Consider the following 16113-nt stretch of genomic DNA (forward strand, 5'->3'; position numbering starts at 1 on the left):
GATAGCCGCGCTGGGCCATGGATGGCCCTTCGCGGCGGCCCACGGAGCAATGCCGGAGTGAGGGCATGCCGAGCCCTAGCGAGGCACCGAGTGGTGGGGCAAAGCGTTTTTGGTTACTTTTGGCGCTCTTCCAAAAGTGACCCGCCGTAAGGGCGGAACCCTAAGCAGCCGTTACCGCAGCAACGGATATGCACCCAATCCAATCCAATCCAACCCAAAAGAAAACGACGCCCTACTCATAGATGTAATGCAGGTAACTCACCTGCTCCGCCACCGGCAGGCGGTGCAGCTTGGGGCAGGATTCACAGAGCACCGGCGGTTGGCCTTCAACCGGCTCGTGCAGCTGGTAATGCAGGCAGCAATGCCGGCGCAAGGGCAAGCTGGGGCAAATCTGCGGTGCCGGTGATTCGACCATGCGTTGCAGGCCGCGCAGTTTCAAGCGGCCATTGTTCACCGTGACCGGCTCCAGCCACTGGTGCGCCTCGGCGAAACCATCCCTGGACAGGTCCGGGTCCATCCTGGCGAAGGCGCCGTCCCAGATCGCGACAAAGTTGCCCCACAATATTTTCGGCGCTAGGCCACCGGCGGCGGCCAATGTGCCGAACAGTGGCGCCAGGTGCTCGTGGACCAACCGCGACCAGTAAACCGCCCGGTCATCCGCATCCAAGTCCGACAACCCGGTAGCCAGGCCCAGCGCCGCCGGCTGGCCGTCGTCGTGAAACAGCCGCGCGTCCTCGCCCCAGAACTCGATGGCGCAACGACGCGTCAGCACACAGGCCAGGGTGGCCGGCAAGACAATGCTCATGTAGTTCATCGACCACTGCGACACCACGGCAGCGCGGTTCACCCCCGGGTAACGCAGGGCGAATCGGCTCAGCAAGGGTTGCAGCACGGCAGGATCGGCAAGCTGGCTCAACGCGATGGAAGGCTGATCGCCAGGTGTCTGCCGGATGACCCGCTGTATCGGCGGCCAGGCCTGGTTAAGCCATTCTGGAAATTCGATAACAGGGCTCCCGTGGCTTTCCCTAATTAATGCAAACGATTAGCATTGGCTGATCCTATCCTCCCTCCCCTGCAAACTCAATGTCGTTAGCGACCAGGCTCACCTAGAACCCCATGCACACACTCCGCAATTTCTGGCGTCTCGCGCGGCCTTTCTGGGCCTCCGAGCAGAAGTACCCGGCCCTCTTGCTGTTGTTGGGCACCGTACTGATGACCCTGTGCCTGGTCGGCGTCAACATCCTTACCAACTTCTGGAACCTGCATTTCTATAACGCCTTGCAAGCCTTGGATTACCACGGCTTCCTGATCGGCAGCCTGCAATTCATCCTGCTGCAGATCGGCACGGCGGTCTTTACCGTGGGCGCGTTTCACTTTCAGCAAAAGCTGACCATCCGCTGGCGGCGCTGGGCGACCCGCAACATGCTCGACCAGTGGCTGGACAGCCAGCGCTACCAGAAGCTGAAACTGACCGAAACCGATGTCGACAACCCCGATCAGCGGATCGCCGAAGACATCGACCTGTTCATCGTCAAGTCGCTCAAGTTGAGCCTGGGCCTGTTGACGTCGGTGGTGTCGCTGTTTTCCTTCCTGCATATCCTCTGGCAAGCCTCCAGCCTCGTCAGCGTGCCATTTAACGATCAGTCGATCGTCATTCCGGGACTGCTGGTGTGGATCGCCCTGGTGTATGCGTTCCTGGGCACCGGCCTGGCCTTTTGGCTGGGACGCGCGCTGCCCAGCCTCAATTTCATGCAACAGCGGCGTGAAGCGGACTTTCGTTTCTCGCTCATCCGCCTGCGGGAGAACGCTGACTCGGTGGCGCAATACCGCGGCGAAGTCGTGGAGAACGAACGCTTCAACCGTCGCCTGGACGCGGCGCTGGAAAACTTCTGGGCGCTGGTGAAGAAACAGAAGCTGATCATGGGCTACTCGACCTTCTATTTGCGCAGCGCGACGGTCATCCCGATGTTCATCATGGCGCCACAGTTCTTCGCCGGGGCCTTTCCCCTCGGTCGCCTGACGCAGATAAGCGCGGCCTTCGGCGAAGTGCATGCGGCCATCGCCTACCTGGTGAGCGTGTTCCCGGAACTGTCGGAATGGAAATCGGTGATCGACCGCCTGGTCGGCTTCCAGGAGCGCCTGGATAACGTCGAGGTCAAGTCCCAGGTCAGGCACGAACAGCAGGCCAGCGGCCTTGATATCAAGGACCTGGACATCTGGCTGCCCAATGGCCGGCCGTTGTTCAAAGGCTTCAATCTGTCACTGAAGCCCGGCGACAGCCTGATGATCAGCGCGCCGTCCGGCTACGGTAAATCGACATTGATCCGCACGATTACCGGGCTGTGGCATCACGCTCGCGGCTCGAGTAGCTATGACCGCGAGCGCGCCCTGACCCTGTCGCAAAAACCCTACCTGCCGCTGGGCAGCCTGCGCGAAGCGCTCTGGTACCCCAACCCACCCCATCGCGAAGAGGATGCCGCGCTGCGCCAGGTCATGGAGCAAGTCGGCCTGCAACGGCTGGCCGATCAGTTGGAAGAGGAGCGGGACTGGGCACAGACCCTCAGCGTCGGCGAACAGCAACGCTGCGCATTCGTCAGGGCCCTGCTGGCCCGGCCCACAGTGCTATTCCTCGACGAAAGCAGCTCGGCGCTGGATGCGGCAAACGAAGCGCGTTGCTATCAACTGCTCAGGCAGACGCTGCCGGACACGATCCTGATCAGCGTCGGCCACAGCGCCTCCTTGGAGCACTTCCATAGGCAGGTCCTGGAACTGCAGGACGAGGCGCAGTGGGTGCATCGCAAGGTCAAGCAAGCGGTGTGAACCCGCATCCTGTGCCTACGAAATAGAGCATGGGAAAGATAGATCTGTGGCGAGGGAGCTTGCTCCCGCTCGGCTGCGCAGCAGTCGCAAAAGCGGTGTCCGCGGTGTGCCTGGCGAAACGGTGTGGCTGATTTGGGGCCGCTGCGCAGCCCAGCGGGAGCAAGCTCCCTCGCCACAGGATGCACTTGGGCCACAGGGTTCAATTCAAAATGTGCCCTCTTCCCGCGCAATCAGATCCCTGAAAAAGTGCAAATGAACCTGCGCGACACTCCATCCCTCTTCGCATAATTGGCATGCAGAGTTTGTGGTCTATAGTTCTGACAGATCCAGGCTCTTTCGCTCGGGCCTTCAGGAGCAACACCCCCTCGAGCCGTAACCGTGTCGGATGCTCACCAGCCTCCGGTCGAACAATGCAGGGAGCAAGCCATGCCGATCCAGCGGCCCGAGACACTGAGGTTGGCCCCTGGCACCGCTCATTGTGCAGAAGCCGATGGCGGTACCGAAGCCAGCACGCTTCGGCGCTTCTTCGACCAGGCCAAGGAAGCCTACATCCTGTTCCCGCTGCTGGCCGCCCTGCTGTTGCTGGTTGTCTGGAGCGCCACTCTCTACCTGATCAAGGTTGAACATCTTCGCGCGCAGCAGAGCGCCGCGACGGCCAGCCTGGAGATGGGTGCTACCTACGAAGCGCAAATGTTGCGCGCCATCCATGAAATCGATCAGACCCTCAAGCTGGTCAAATACACCTTTGAGACCGAGGACGAGCCCAATCCCCTGCGCCGCCTACAGGAGCGGGCCTTGTTGCCGCCGGCCTTGGTGTTCGACGTCAGCGTGGTCAATCCGGACGGCCGGCTCGTGGCGACCACGCGGGTCAACGACCGGGAAAACATCGCTGACCCGGATGAACAGCAAACGCTGCGACACAGCGATTCGTTGTCCATCAGCCACCCATGGAAAAGCCCAATCACTGGAGAATGGCGCTTGCGCTTCAGCCGGCGACTCGATGCCGCAGATGGCAGGCTGTCCGGGTTCGCCAGGGTCGAAGTGGATGCGGCCTATTTCGTCAGCAGCTACGACGCCTCGAAACTCGGCGACCAGGGTGCGCTCGGGCTGCTGGGTACGGACGGCATCTTTCGCGTACGGCGCACCGGGGAAACGCTATCGGCCGGCGATGCGGTCAATTACACGGCGGTGGTGCCGGACGCTGAAAACACCGAGGCGAAGCTCTCGATCAACGGTTGGGACGGCGTGCGGCGCTACACCAGTGCCCGCCAGCTCTACGATTTTCCGCTGGCGGTGATCGTCGGGTTGTCCGAGGAAGAACAACTGGCCGCGGTGAACCAACAAGCGCGTACCTACCTCTGGCGCGCGGCGGGCGGCAGCCTGGTGCTGGTATTGCTGGTGGGCCTGCTCGCCCGGATGAGCTGGCAGCTGGCGCAAAGCCGCTTGCGCGCCGCCGAAGCGCAGACCCAGTTGGCCGCCGCCGCCCGCCAGGCTGGCATGGCCGAAATCGCCACCAATGTGCTGCACAACGTCGGCAACGTGCTTAACAGCGTGAATATTTCTGCCGACCTGGTCACCCGCAAGCTGCGCACCAGCAAGGCCTTGGGCCTTGGCAAGGCAGTACACATGATGAACGAGCACGCCGATGACCTTGGCGACTTCATCTCCCACGACGAGAAAGGCAAGCTTTTGCCCGGCTACCTGAACCAACTGGTGGACGCACTGGCGATCGAGCAACAGAGCATGACCGAAGAGCTCGGCCAACTGAGCAAAAGCGTCGATCACATCAAGGAAATCGTCGCCGCCCAGCAATCCTATGCAGGTCCATCCAGCCTTGCCGAAACCGTACAAATCAAAGAACTGATCGAGGATGCCCTGCGCATGAACGCCGGCATCATCGCGGCACATCGGATCACCGTTGTGCGAAACCTGGCCGAAACGCCCCTGCTGCAACTGGACAAGCACCGGCTGCTGCTGATCCTGATCAACCTGATAAAAAACGCCAGCCGGGCGATGGGCGACCGGTCGGAGCCGGCTCCCCAAATCATCCTTCAGAGCGAGATGCCCCAAGACGACACCTTGGTCATCAAGGTCATCGACAACGGCGAGGGCATCGCGCCGGAGAACCTGACGCGGATCTTTGCCCACGGCTTTACCACACGCAAGGATGGCCATGGGTTTGGCCTGCACAGCTGCGTCCTGGCGGCCATGGAAATGGGCGGTTCGCTGGAGGCCCACAGCGACGGCCCGGGAACGGGTGCGACCTTTACGCTCAAATTGGCGATCTAGACTAAGGTAATGGCGCGCAGTTTCAGCCGACCGTACAAGGAGCAGACGAATGGCGATCCACGCAACGAGGTCACCTTGAGCCCATGGTGAAAAAACCCAATACCTTGGCCTTGGTCGTCGTGACGCTGTACACCGGCGGCGCCAGTGCCGACGTCGCCGAGATATTCTCGCTGAGCAGCTTCGGCACGGTGGGGATCGTCCATTCCAGCGAGAAAAAAGCCGACTTCACTTCCAGTATCTTCAAGCCCAATGGCGCCGGGCATTCACGCAACTGGAGCGCTGACGTCGACAGCCTGATCGGCGCCCAACTGACCGCCACCTTCACCCCGCAGCTTTCGGCCGTGGTGCAGGTCATTTCCGAGCAGCGCTACGACAACAGTTACCGGCCCTTCGTCGAGTGGGCCAACGTCAAGTACCAGTTCACGCCGGATTTCAACGCACGCATTGGCCGTACCGTGTTGCCGACGTTCCTGGTGTCCGATACCCGCAAAGTGGGCTACACCCTGCCCTGGGTGCGCGCGCCCATGGAGGTCTACAGCCTGATGCCGATCTCCAGCAGCGACGGCATCGATGGCAGCTACCGGTTTCATGTCGATGCAATCATCAATACCGTGCAGGCTCACTACGGCCAGACCGACAGCCGGCAGCCCGACGGGGCCGGCAAGGCACTGACGAGAAACTTCTGGGGAATCACCAATACCACCGAGTTCGACGTGCTCACCACGCGTATCACCTACATGAAAGCCGACCTGACCCTGGAGCAGTTCAACTCCCTCTTCGATACGTTCAGAGCGTTCGGCGCAGAAGGCATCGCCATCGCCGATCGCTACGACTCCGACGACACGCCCGTCGAATTTCTCGGTGTGGGCGCCAGCTACGATCCGGGCGACTGGTTCGTCATGAGCGAATGGGGGCGTCTCGATAGCCGCTCCGGCCTGGGCCGCACCAGTGCCTGGTACATCAGCGGCGGGTACCGCATCGAAGCGTTCACGCCCTACGTCACCTACGCACGCTCCCGGACCGAAACCGAAGTCTCCAGCCCGGGCCTGACGATAGCGGCCTTGCCACCCGCCTTGGCGGGCACGGCCGCCGAGCTCAACGGGGCGCTCAATTCGGTCTTGGGTTCGAACGAAGGCCAGCAGACCCTTTCCCTGGGCGTGCGCTGGGATTTCACCAAGAACATGGATGCCAAAGTGCAATTCGATCACACGCGTTTCAAGGGTAACTCGGTCGGTCCGTTGATCAATACCCAACCGGACTTCACGTCCGGGGGCTCGCTCAACGTCATCAGCCTGGCTGTGGATTTTGTCTTCTGATGGAGCAGGCCATGCGGGTTGTGAGGCTCATCGGATTCGCTGTGGCGGGGCTCGCCCTGGGCGCCGCCAGCGCTGCCGTCAAGGCCGACGTCGTGGTGGTCGTCGCCACGTCCAGCCCGGTGAAGACACTCGCGCGCAATCAGGTGGCGGATATTTTCCTGGGCAAGGCCAGCCGTTTTCCCGGCGGCGGCCAGGCGATTCCCATTGACCAGACAGAAGACTCTCCGACCCGCGATGAGTTCTATACAACGTTCACCGGCAAGTCCGCAGCCCAGCTCAAGGCACATTGGTCAAAAATCATCTTCACTGGCAGGGGCCAGCCGCCGCAGGCGGTTCCAAGCGGCGCGGAGGTCAAGAAACGTATTGCCGAGAACCCCGACACCATCGGCTATATCGACGCGCGGGAGCTGGATGACAGCGTCCGGGCACTGCCGCTTGACGCGCAATGACTAGGTAACCCACTCACTTAAGGCAGCAGATGAATCTGTGGCGAGGGGATTTATCCCCGCTGGGCTGCGCAGCGGCCCTAAAATCTGAAACTCCAGTTTACCTGGTGGATTGAGTCGTCAGTGTTGGGGCTGCTTCGCAGCCCAGCGGGGATAAATCCCCTCGCCACAATGAGTATGAGCCCTTACGTATCGAGGTTTGGACCAGTTGCCTGGGCCTGTAGCAATAACTTGAACTGGTCGGCGGGAATCGGTTTGTTGAAATAGAAACCCTGGAACTCATCGCACGCATTGTCCCGCAGGAAATCGGCCTGTTCCTTGGTTTCCACGCCCTGGGCGACCACGGTCAGGCTGAGGGTGCGGCCCATCGCGATGATGGCCTCGGTCAGGGCTTTGTCTTCCGACACGCTGCTGGTGTCGCAGATACACGAGCGGTCGATCTTGATGACATCCAATGGGAACTGTTCGAGGGCAGAGAGCGACGAATAACCGATCCCGAAATCATCGATGGCGATACGCACCTGCAGGCGCTTGAGCCCGGTCAACACACTCAGCGCCCTCTTGACGTCCTGCATGAGCAGGCGCTCGGCGATTTCCAGTTCCAGCAGGCGCGCATCCATACCGGTTTCGGCCAATATCTCGGCCAAATCCGTCAGCAGGTCCTCATCGGCAAACTGCCGTGCCGTGAGGTTTACGGCGACGCCCAGGTGCGGCAGGCCTTGTCGTTGCCAGGCGACGTTTTGCTGGCAGGCGGTCTTGAGCACCCACTTGCCGATCGGCACGATCAAACCGGTCTCTTCCGCAATGGGGATGAACTGCATGGGCGCCACGATCCCCAGGTCGGGGTGATTCCAGCGCAGCAACGCTTCCATGCCGGTGATCTGGCCACTGCGAATGTCCCGCTTGGCCTGGTAATGCAGTTGGAACTCCTGGCGCTCCAGCGCGTGACGCAGGCTCAACTCCAGGGTCAGCCGTTCCAGGGAATCGGCGTTCAGTTTCGCGGAGTAGAACTGGAAGTTGTTCTTGCCACGTTGCTTGGCCTGGTACATCGCGATATCGGCGTTTTTCGTGAGGGTCTGCTCGTCCAGGCCATCCTGTGGAAACACGCTGATCCCGACGCTGGCAGTCACCCGAAATTCCTGGCCCTGGAGGTTGAAAGGCCGGGCAATCGCGCCGAGGATTTTCTGCGCGGCGGTCGCCACGTCGTTGTCCTCCGACAGCTCCGGCAACAGGATCACGAATTCGTCGCCGCCCAACCGGGCCACCGTATCGCTGCTGCGCAGACACGCCTCGAGGCGCTGCGCCACCTCTATGAGCAGTTGATCGCCGGCATCGTGCCCCAGCGTATCGTTGACTTGCTTGAAACGGTCGAGGTCGAGGAACAGCACGGCCAATTGCCGATCGTAACGGCTGGCCTCACGGATGCTTTGGCTCAACAACTTGCTGAACAGGCTGCGATTGGGCAACGCCGTGAGGCCGTCGTGATAGGCCAGGTACTCGACACTTTCCGCGTAGGCAATTTTCGCTTCGCCCGCGCGCAAGCGGCTTTGCGCCAGTTGCCAGCTCATCCGCGCGAGCAGCCCCGCCAACAACACCAGCAGCAGGCTGGCGCCCGCCGTGCGCCAGAGATAGCGCTGCGCTTGCCGGGTCACCGCAGCCAGTTGTTCTTCCTCGGACAACCCGACGATCACCGCCAGCGGAAAATCGTAGAGCTGGCGGGCGCTGGTATAGCGCCGCACGCCGTCCCATGGGTTGATCGCGCGTACGGCCTCCGTGTTTTCCGTATCCGGCACCATGCTGGCGTAATCGATCGGGTCACCGGCCGAGATCGCTTCCCCGCTGCGCCGTGCCCGAAAGATACCGTCGATGCCCAGCAGGCCGAGCAAGCCGTGAGCGCCGAGCTTCGAGGGGTCGTAGCTGCTGACGAAATAGGCCGCGTCCACCTCGATCATGGCGATCCCGGCGAACCCGCCATCCCCTCGATCGAGCCGCCGGCTGAAACGCAATTTCCATTCCCCCGTCGCTGGGCTTTTCCATGGGCGGCTAATCGACAGCGCCGTCTCTGGCCCTAGGGTTTGCAGCGCATCCTTGGCCATCCTGCTGCCGGCCTCGCTCGGCTGGGTACTGGCCACGACCCGGCCGCTGGCATCGACGACGCTGACGTCAAACAAGTAGGCAGAAGGCAGCAAGCCGCGCGCCTTGAGCTTGGGCAATGGGTTGGGCTCGCGCTCGGACTCGTAGGTGTACTTGACCAACTTGAGGGTCTGGTCGATTTCACGCACCGCCCGCAGGGTCTGCGCTTCGTAGGTGGCGCCGATTTCCAGGCTCGCTTCGGCGATTCCCTGCTGCGCACGAGCGTGTTCGACCTTGATGAGGTACTGGGTGCCGGCCCACATGAGCAACAGCAGCAGGACGGCCAGCGATGGGAACAGGATATAGGCTTCCCTGGCCTGGTCGAAGCCGCGCCGAAACAGCGTGTTCGTCGCATCGGCCTGGGCGTTTTCTCGATGGACGACACTCGGGGCCGACGTCATGACACTCGCCCGTTGGATCGCCATGGTGTGCTCCCTGCGTTGTTCCCACTGACGGACTGCGGGTCACCGACCGCCTGCTGAAAACTATAGACCACAAACCCCGCCTGCCACGCCCAATCGCGCGCCGACCGTGGCTTTGCCTAGGATTCGATGACGAAGTGCAGTTGACGTCCCTGACTTATTGGTCCAGTTTCAATACAACCGTGTCCAGCAGTGTCTGGTGCTGGACACCACGCTTGATAAACCCGATTCGTTAATCAAAAGGGTCTTTGCAAGCCTATGAATGACGTACGCAACACCTCCTCTCCTGCCATTGAAATTCGATGGATGTCCTTGTGTCGTTGATCCCTCTGGTGGTGTGTGACGACTCCAACATGGCGCGCAAACAGGTGTTGCGTGCACTGCCCGCAGACTGGCCGGTTTCGGTCACCGAGGCGATCAACGGGCGCCAGGCCATGGACGCCATACGCCAAGGCCTGGGCCACGTGGTGTTGCTCGACCTGACCATGCCGGAGATGGACGGCTACCAAGTGTTGAGCGCCTTGCGCGACGAGGGCTTGAAGGCGCAGGTGATCGTGATTTCCGGTGACGTCCAGGATGAGGCGGTGCGCCGCGTGCTGGAGTTGGGCGCCCTGGCGTTCCTGAAAAAACCGTTCGACGAAAACGACCTGCGCCAGACGCTGGCGCGACTAGGGTTACTGGCCCAACCCGGCCAGGTGCCGCCGCAGAATCGTTCGGCCACGAACGTGGCCATCGGTTTTCACGATGCATTTCGCGAGACCGTCAACGTGGCCATCGGCCGGGCAGCAGCGCTGATCGCCAAGGTGCTGGGGGTCTTCGTGCAGTTGCCAGTGCCGAACGTCAACCTCCTCGAGGTCGGGGAGTTGCACATGGCCTTGAACGACGTCGGCAGCTCCCAGCAACTCACCGCCATTTGCCAGGGGTTTATCGGCAGCGGCATTGCCGGCGAAGCCCTGCTTATCTTCCACGATTCGGAAATCGCCGACATCGCGCAATTGATGCAGCGCCAGAGCGCCGACTATTCGGACCTGGAAATGCTCCTGGACCTTTCCAGCGTCTTGATCGGCGCATGCCTGAGCAGCATTGCCGAACAGATCGACGTGGTGTTTTCCCAGGGCCACCCGCAGATTCTCGGCCAGCACGCGGCCATCGAGGAATTGATCCGGGACAACAGCAAGCACTGGAAAAAGACCCTGGCGGTGGAAATCAGCTACAGCCTGGAAGGGCACGATATTCGTTTTGACCTGTTGCTGCTGTTCACGGAGGACTCCATCGAACGGTTAACCCACAAACTCGCCTACCTGATGAACTGAGCCATGAGCGAATCCATCGATCTGAATGAATTCCACTGGTTGCTGGCGATCGTTCAGAGCATCGACGTCGGGGTGGTGGTGCTCGACCGCGAATACCGCGTGCAAGTCTGGAACACCTTCATGGAGAACCGCTCCGGGGTGCAACCCAAGGACGCTCACAACCAGCATTTTTTCAGCCTGTTCCCTGAAATCGATCGCCAATGGTTCAGCCGCAAGGTGGAAAGCGTCGCGACCCTGGGCACGCCGGCGTTCACGGTCTGGGAGCAGCGTCCGTACCTGATGCGCTTCAAGAGCTATCAACCGATCACCGGCCAGGAAGCGTTCATGTACCAGAACACCACCCTGTTGCCGCTGCGCTCGCCGGACAACACCATCAAGCACATCTGCCTGGTGATCTATGACGTCACCGACGTCGCCACCAATCGGCATCAGCTCCAAGCCGCCAACGCACAGTTGCAACTACTCTCCAGCACCGATCGGCTGACGGGGCTGTACAACCGCGGTCATTGGGAGAGCAACCTGAAAGCCGCCCACGCCCGCCACCAGCGCTATGGCAGTGCGTTGAGCCTGGTGATGCTCGATATCGATCATTTCAAGCGGGTCAACGACACCTATGGTCATCAAGCGGGCGACAAGGTCATCGAGCAAGTCGCCAGCCTGCTGCGCAAGCACGTGCGTGAGTCCGATGTGGCCGGGCGTTATGGCGGTGAAGAGTTCGGCGTGGTGCTTTCAGACACCGACAAGGCCGGCGCACGGATTTTCGCCGAGCGTATGCGCCAGGCCGTCGAAGCGTTGGAAGTGGAGTTCAACGACCAGACCATCCGCTTCACCATCAGCCTGGGCGTGGCCGACCTGAGCCAGCCCTCGAACGACCATGCCGAGCTGATCGCCAGGGCCGACCAGGCGCTCTATACGTCGAAGAAGACCGGGCGCAACCGAGTGACGGTGCATGAGTAGCGAGCCTGCAACGGCTTGGTTCCCGATCACACCAAGCCCCAGCCCCTGTGGCGAGGGAGCTTGCTCCCGCTGGGTTGCGAAGCAACCCCAAACCACCCACACCGTTTCGCCAGGCACACCGCAGACAGCGTTTTTGCGACTGCTGCGCAGCCGAGCGGGAGCAAGCTCCCTCGCCACAAAAGCTATCTGTCCTTCCCAAAAAAGTGAGTCTCAATTCGGGTGACAGTGATATTTGATGTACACCCCATATCTCCTGTGGGAGCGAGCCTGCTCGCGAAAGCGGTGGTTCAGCAGCATTGAGTGCGGCTGGTACGCCGCCTTCGCGAGCAGGCTCGCTCCCACAATTCAGTCTTGCCCAGCCACCGGGGCAGGCTCGCCATACTTACCCAGCAACTTGAGCGTCACGCCGTTGGTCCAGCCAAAGCCATCCTGCAATTCATACTCACCACCTCCCCCGCCATCCCCGCGTCCGGACAGGTCGTATTTCTCTACCAGCTTGTTTTCCTTGCCGTAGAGGTTCTCGACTTGCTGCAAGAAACGACTGCCGATCTGTTGCGCCAGCGCGGTGTGCCGGTAGCGCTCCAATCCTTGCACCGCGACCCATTGCAGCGGTGCCCAGCCATTGGGTTCGTCCCATTGCTGGCCGTTGCTGACCTGGGTGGTGGCGATGCCCCCGGCACGCAACAGGCCGTCACGCACCGCATCGGCGGTGCGATTGGCATGCTCGGCGGAGGCCAGGCCCGTGTACAGCGGGAACAGCGTCGCGGCCGTGAGCTGTTGACGTTGCTGGTTGCGTTGCCAGTCGTAGTCCACGTAGAAGCCTTTGTCGGCATTCCACAGATGTGTCTCGATGGCCCGCTGGCGCAGTTCGGCGCGCCGGCCATACGTCTGGACACAGGATTTGTTTTGCACCGTCTCACAAGCTTTGGCGATGGTGTGCTCGAGATGATAGATCAGGCTATTGAGGTCCACGGGCACAATGGCCGTGGTGCGGATACTCGCCAGGTTCTGGCCGTCGTCCAACCAGCGCGAGCTGAAGTCCCAGCCGCTTTCGGCGCCGGCGCGCAGGTCACGCCAGACCTCCTCCTTGGGCCGCTGCGGCGCCTGTTCGGCGGTGCTGACATCTTGCAACCAGGATTCCTGGCGAGGCGTCGGGCTGGCGTCCCAGTAGCGGTTGAGCACGCTGCCGTCGGCGAGTTTCACCACATGTCGAGCCGCCTCGCCGGGCTTGAGTGCCTGGGAGCCCTCCATCCAATAGGCATATTCCTTCTGCAACTGCGGCAGGTATCGCCCATAGGCCTGGTCACCTTCGATACGCGCCTGCAACTCCACCATGTAGGCAAAGAATGGCGGCTGTGACCGGCTCAGGTAGTAGGTGCGATTGCCGTTGGGAATGTGGCCGTAGGTGTCGATCATGTAGGCAAAGTTATCGGTCATCTGGCGGACCTGGGCCTGATCGCCGCTTTGCTCAAGCCCCAACATGGTGAAATACGAGTCCCAGTAGTACATCTCGCGAAAGCGTCCGCCGGGCACCACATACGGTTGCGGCAATGGCAACAAACTGCTGTAGGCCGGCACCTGGCTGTAGGAGCGGCTCAGCACCGGCCAGAGGTTGTCAATGTGCTCTTTGATCGGAGCGCCGGGCCTGGGGGCCGGGCTTTCGGCTGCGCCGGACTCGATGAAGTTGTCTTTCACGAAAGCCTTGATATCGAAGCCATCGCGACCACGCTGGGCGAGGTAATCGGCACGGATCCGGGCCGGGTCACGGTTGGGCAGTGCGTCCACGAAATGCTTCTGGTCGGTGAACACCTGACCGCGCTGCACCGCCTCGAAGAGCTCGGGGTAGGCCTGGTCGGGCGGGAGATTGGCCCGTCCTTGAGCGTCGGCGTAGCTCCATGTGGCGGGCGGTTGGCTTGAACAGGCCACGCACAGCAGCGTGGCAAACGAGAGGCTGACGAGGTCAATAGATCGCATCGTAGGGTCCATCCTGTTTTTCGTTCCTGACAAACGAGGGACCTGTCGCTGCGGACCTGGGTTCAATGATCTTGAGTCAACGTCGAGGTCGAAACGTTTGCGATACAGCGCAGGCACCGATTTTGCGACTGCTGCGCAGCCGAGCGGGGATAAATCCCCTCGCCACAGAGATCCACGACATTCCTTGGGAGCAGGCTTGCCAAACCCGATGGCCTGCCGATATTGTCAGCACCATGAATTTCCCAAAGCTCACCTCGACCACCACGACCACGACCGCCCAGGCGGGTCGTGAGGTGTCGTGAGCGGTTAATACACGAATCTCAAAGGCCCGCCAGCGATGGTAAGGGCCTTTTCTTTTGCCCTTGCGTCGCTGGCCCACACGCAAGGAAAGCACCATGCACGCACTGTTAATCCTCGATATGCAAGTCGGGTTGTTTCACGGCCCGGATAAACCCTGGGCTGGTGACGCGCTGCTGGATAGGTTGAATGCCCTGTTGACCAAGGCCCGCAGCGCCGGGGCCCCTATCTTCCTGGCTCGCCATGTCGGCCCGCCCGGCTCGCCTATCGAACCGGGAAGCCCATTGACGCAACTGCTGCCGCAATTGCGGCTGGCGGGCAACGAGGTTATCTTCGAAAAAACCCGCCCCAATGCCTTTGCCAGGACGGATCTGGTCGAGCAATTGAAGACCTGTGGCGCCGAGGGCGTGGTTATCACCGGGATGAAAACCCAGTATTGTGTCGACAGCACCTGCCGCGCTGCCCGGGACCTGGGCTTCGATGCGGTACTGATCGCCGATGGTCATACCTGCGCCGACACGCCGGACGTGAAGGCGCCAGTGATCATCGCCCATCACAACGCCACGCTGGCCGGGCCTTTTTGCCGGGTCGTTCGCGCCGAGGATTGGCATTTTTAAGCCCCATCAACACATCGGCCCAGGCTGGGCCGATCCTGCTCAAACCAATGGAGTGATCTACATGGAAGTCTGCAATCGGCTGCAACCTTCGGAGTGCGTCAACATGGAGGACATCCGAGGCGAAATCGACGCCCTCGATCAGGCGATCATCAAACTGCTGCGCGCGCGTTTTCAATACGTACTCGCCGCCTCGAAGTTCAAGACCTCAGCCACGTCGGTACGCGCGCCGGAGCGTTTCAAGGCGATGCTGGCGACACGGCGGGAATGGGCTGAGGCCGAGGGCTTGAGTCCGGATGCCATCGAGAAGATGTACAGCGACCTGGTGAACCACTTCATTGCCGAAGAAATGAAACACTGGGCGGCCCAGCAATCCGAGACCTGATCGTCACTTCCCGTGGGGTCGAGAAGCGGCCCCAAACCAACCACCCCGCTTCGCCAGACACACCTCATGCGCTGCTTTTACAGCCTTACCGCGTAGGCCGTATATCAACGCCTACAGCGTCTCGGAAACCTTCTTGAACACCTCTTCAGGCACCCACCCCTTCCAATCAGCCGTATGGTTACGCAAGTAATAACGCGCCGTTTGCTCGGGGGTTTCCTTGTTGGTGACCATTCGTGTCGCCAGCGTCCGGATGGTATCGGTTCCAACGAACATCGACTTCAGGAAAGGGATGACGGGCTGATGCTCTTTGGCGAATCTAGCCGACGTATATTTATTGAGGGAGATATCGGCATAGGCGCAGGCTTGTTGACTTCCGACACCCTCCTTGAACTGGGCAAGGCTATCCTTGATGGCGTCCCAGCAGGCTTCGCTGTAGGCGGGTTCTTCAAGGCGTGTCAGGGCCAGTTCCCCCATCAGCGGACTTGGGTCCCAGTAATAGGTCATGAAGGGCTGGCCCTTCTCGTAAGCTGAAATAATCGCGGCGTTGAGCGCTGACTCAGACTTGAGTTCCACTGGCGTAAAAGAGCGATCCACACCGTAAGTGGCCATTTTAATCAGGTTGATTTCCCGGCACGCCCAACTGCTGATGCAGTTTAACCAGGTGGCCTTGCCTGATTCCGATGCGCCCTTGAAGACCTCGGCATACTTGGGAAGGTCTTCGACACGTTTCAGATCAGGGGTCGTGGGTTTGATTCCGCGCTTGGCATCGCCCTTGATCATGTAGGTGGGCACGTAGAATGCCTGCGAGAGACGCTCATAAGTGGGACCGAAATCGAGGATGGCTTTCTTTGCCCGCTGGTCCTCGACCCACTGAGGCATCAGCGATGTGAACATTTCCATATTGATATCGATGTCGCCCGTTTCCATCGCTTTTTGCATTTGCGCGATATCAAGACTTACCGACTCTACGTTCATACCGTATCCATGCTTGAGGATGTACATGGCGATATGATTGTCGATCTGGATATTCTCCCAGCCGCCATCGTAGAACCGGATCGAGCGAGCGTCGGATGACGCGAAAGCCAAGTGAGCGGTCAGGCTTAGAACCAAGCACAGCGCAGTACGTACGAAAAATGAAGGCATTTGA

Annotated in this window: 12 protein-coding genes; 8 read left to right on the forward strand and 4 right to left on the reverse strand. The window is 60.7% G+C overall.

Annotated elements, in window-relative coordinates; genetic code table 11:
• Positions 1 to 232: 232 nt before the first annotated feature.
• On the reverse strand, positions 233 to 916 hold the full coding sequence (gene fhuF / locus J3361_RS18205; protein WP_207965740.1) for a siderophore-iron reductase FhuF: 684 nt from the start codon (positions 914 to 916) through the stop codon (positions 233 to 235).
• A 200-nt stretch (positions 917 to 1116) separates the two neighbouring features.
• On the opposite strand from fhuF, the gene J3361_RS18210 reads away from it, so the two are divergent.
• The 4 genes from J3361_RS18210 (at position 1117) to J3361_RS18225 (ending at position 6874) form a co-directional block, all read left to right on the forward strand.
• On the forward strand, positions 1117 to 2820 hold the full coding sequence (locus J3361_RS18210) for an ABC transporter ATP-binding protein/permease (protein ID WP_207965741.1): 1704 nt from the start codon (positions 1117 to 1119) through the stop codon (positions 2818 to 2820).
• A gap of 426 nt (positions 2821 to 3246) precedes the next feature.
• Positions 3247 to 5109, forward strand: coding sequence for an ATP-binding protein (locus J3361_RS18215; RefSeq protein WP_207965742.1), 1863 nt, complete (start codon positions 3247 to 3249; stop codon positions 5107 to 5109).
• A gap of 83 nt (positions 5110 to 5192) precedes the next feature.
• Positions 5193 to 6425: a porin gene (locus J3361_RS18220; protein WP_207965743.1), complete on the forward strand. Its 1233-nt coding sequence runs from the start codon at positions 5193 to 5195 to the stop codon at positions 6423 to 6425.
• Positions 6425 to 6874 (forward strand): phosphate ABC transporter substrate-binding protein, encoded by a 450-nt coding sequence (locus J3361_RS18225; RefSeq protein WP_243458929.1) that lies wholly within the window; start codon positions 6425 to 6427, stop codon positions 6872 to 6874. The genes J3361_RS18220 and J3361_RS18225 overlap by 1 nt, the downstream gene beginning before the upstream one ends.
• Positions 6875 to 7056: 182 nt before the next feature.
• Here the strand turns inward: J3361_RS18225 and J3361_RS18230 are convergent, their stop codons facing one another.
• Positions 7057 to 9429, reverse strand: coding sequence for an EAL domain-containing protein (locus tag J3361_RS18230; RefSeq protein WP_207965744.1), 2373 nt, complete (start codon positions 9427 to 9429; stop codon positions 7057 to 7059).
• A gap of 299 nt (positions 9430 to 9728) precedes the next feature.
• Between J3361_RS18230 and J3361_RS18235 the strand changes: the two genes are divergently transcribed.
• On the forward strand, positions 9729 to 10739 hold the full coding sequence (locus J3361_RS18235; RefSeq protein WP_207965745.1) for a response regulator: 1011 nt from the start codon (positions 9729 to 9731) through the stop codon (positions 10737 to 10739).
• 3 nt (positions 10740 to 10742) lie between these two features.
• Positions 10743 to 11696, forward strand: coding sequence for a sensor domain-containing diguanylate cyclase (locus J3361_RS18240; protein ID WP_207965746.1), 954 nt, complete (start codon positions 10743 to 10745; stop codon positions 11694 to 11696).
• Positions 11697 to 12041: 345 nt separating this feature from the next.
• On the opposite strand, the gene treA is transcribed toward J3361_RS18240, so the two are convergent.
• Positions 12042 to 13670, reverse strand: coding sequence for an alpha,alpha-trehalase TreA (gene treA / locus J3361_RS18245; protein WP_207965747.1), 1629 nt, complete (start codon positions 13668 to 13670; stop codon positions 12042 to 12044).
• Positions 13671 to 14065: 395 nt separating this feature from the next.
• On the opposite strand from treA, the gene J3361_RS18250 reads away from it, so the two are divergent.
• A complete protein-coding gene (locus tag J3361_RS18250; protein ID WP_207965748.1) occupies positions 14066 to 14584 on the forward strand; it encodes a cysteine hydrolase family protein in 519 nt (172 codons plus the stop codon).
• 61 nt (positions 14585 to 14645) lie between these two features.
• Positions 14646 to 14966, forward strand: coding sequence for an isochorismate lyase (locus J3361_RS18255; RefSeq protein WP_207965749.1), 321 nt, complete (start codon positions 14646 to 14648; stop codon positions 14964 to 14966).
• A 111-nt stretch (positions 14967 to 15077) separates the two neighbouring features.
• Here J3361_RS18255 and J3361_RS18260 read toward each other — a convergent pair whose 3' ends face one another.
• Complete coding sequence (locus J3361_RS18260) at positions 15078 to 16109, reverse strand: glycine betaine ABC transporter substrate-binding protein (RefSeq protein WP_207965750.1); 1032 nt, start codon at positions 16107 to 16109, stop codon at positions 15078 to 15080.
• Positions 16110 to 16113: the final 4 nt, after the last annotated feature.

The organism is Pseudomonas sp. OA65 (genome assembly GCF_017498305.1).
Classification (GTDB): Bacteria; Pseudomonadota; Gammaproteobacteria; order Pseudomonadales; family Pseudomonadaceae; genus Aquipseudomonas; species Aquipseudomonas zanjanensis.

What these genes read in the sequence shown, in the direction of transcription:
- J3361_RS18210 (WP_207965741.1), top strand. Translation starts at nt 1,117, where the DNA reads ATGCACACACTCCGCAATTTCTGGCGTCTCGCGCGGCCTTTCTGGGCC.
- J3361_RS18215 (WP_207965742.1), top strand. Translation starts at nt 3,247, where the DNA reads ATGCCGATCCAGCGGCCCGAGACACTGAGGTTGGCCCCTGGCACCGCT.
- J3361_RS18220 (WP_207965743.1), top strand. Translation starts at nt 5,193, where the DNA reads ATGGTGAAAAAACCCAATACCTTGGCCTTGGTCGTCGTGACGCTGTAC.
- J3361_RS18225 (WP_243458929.1), top strand. Translation starts at nt 6,425, where the DNA reads ATGGAGCAGGCCATGCGGGTTGTGAGGCTCATCGGATTCGCTGTGGCG.
- J3361_RS18230 (WP_207965744.1), bottom strand. Translation starts at nt 9,429, where the DNA reads ATGGCGATCCAACGGGCGAGTGTCATGACGTCGGCCCCGAGTGTCGTC.
- J3361_RS18235 (WP_207965745.1), top strand. Translation starts at nt 9,729, where the DNA reads ATGGATGTCCTTGTGTCGTTGATCCCTCTGGTGGTGTGTGACGACTCC.
- J3361_RS18240 (WP_207965746.1), top strand. Translation starts at nt 10,743, where the DNA reads ATGAGCGAATCCATCGATCTGAATGAATTCCACTGGTTGCTGGCGATC.
- treA (WP_207965747.1), bottom strand. Translation starts at nt 13,670, where the DNA reads ATGCGATCTATTGACCTCGTCAGCCTCTCGTTTGCCACGCTGCTGTGC.
- J3361_RS18250 (WP_207965748.1), top strand. Translation starts at nt 14,066, where the DNA reads ATGCACGCACTGTTAATCCTCGATATGCAAGTCGGGTTGTTTCACGGC.
- J3361_RS18255 (WP_207965749.1), top strand. Translation starts at nt 14,646, where the DNA reads ATGGAAGTCTGCAATCGGCTGCAACCTTCGGAGTGCGTCAACATGGAG.
- J3361_RS18260 (WP_207965750.1), bottom strand. Translation starts at nt 16,109, where the DNA reads ATGCCTTCATTTTTCGTACGTACTGCGCTGTGCTTGGTTCTAAGCCTG.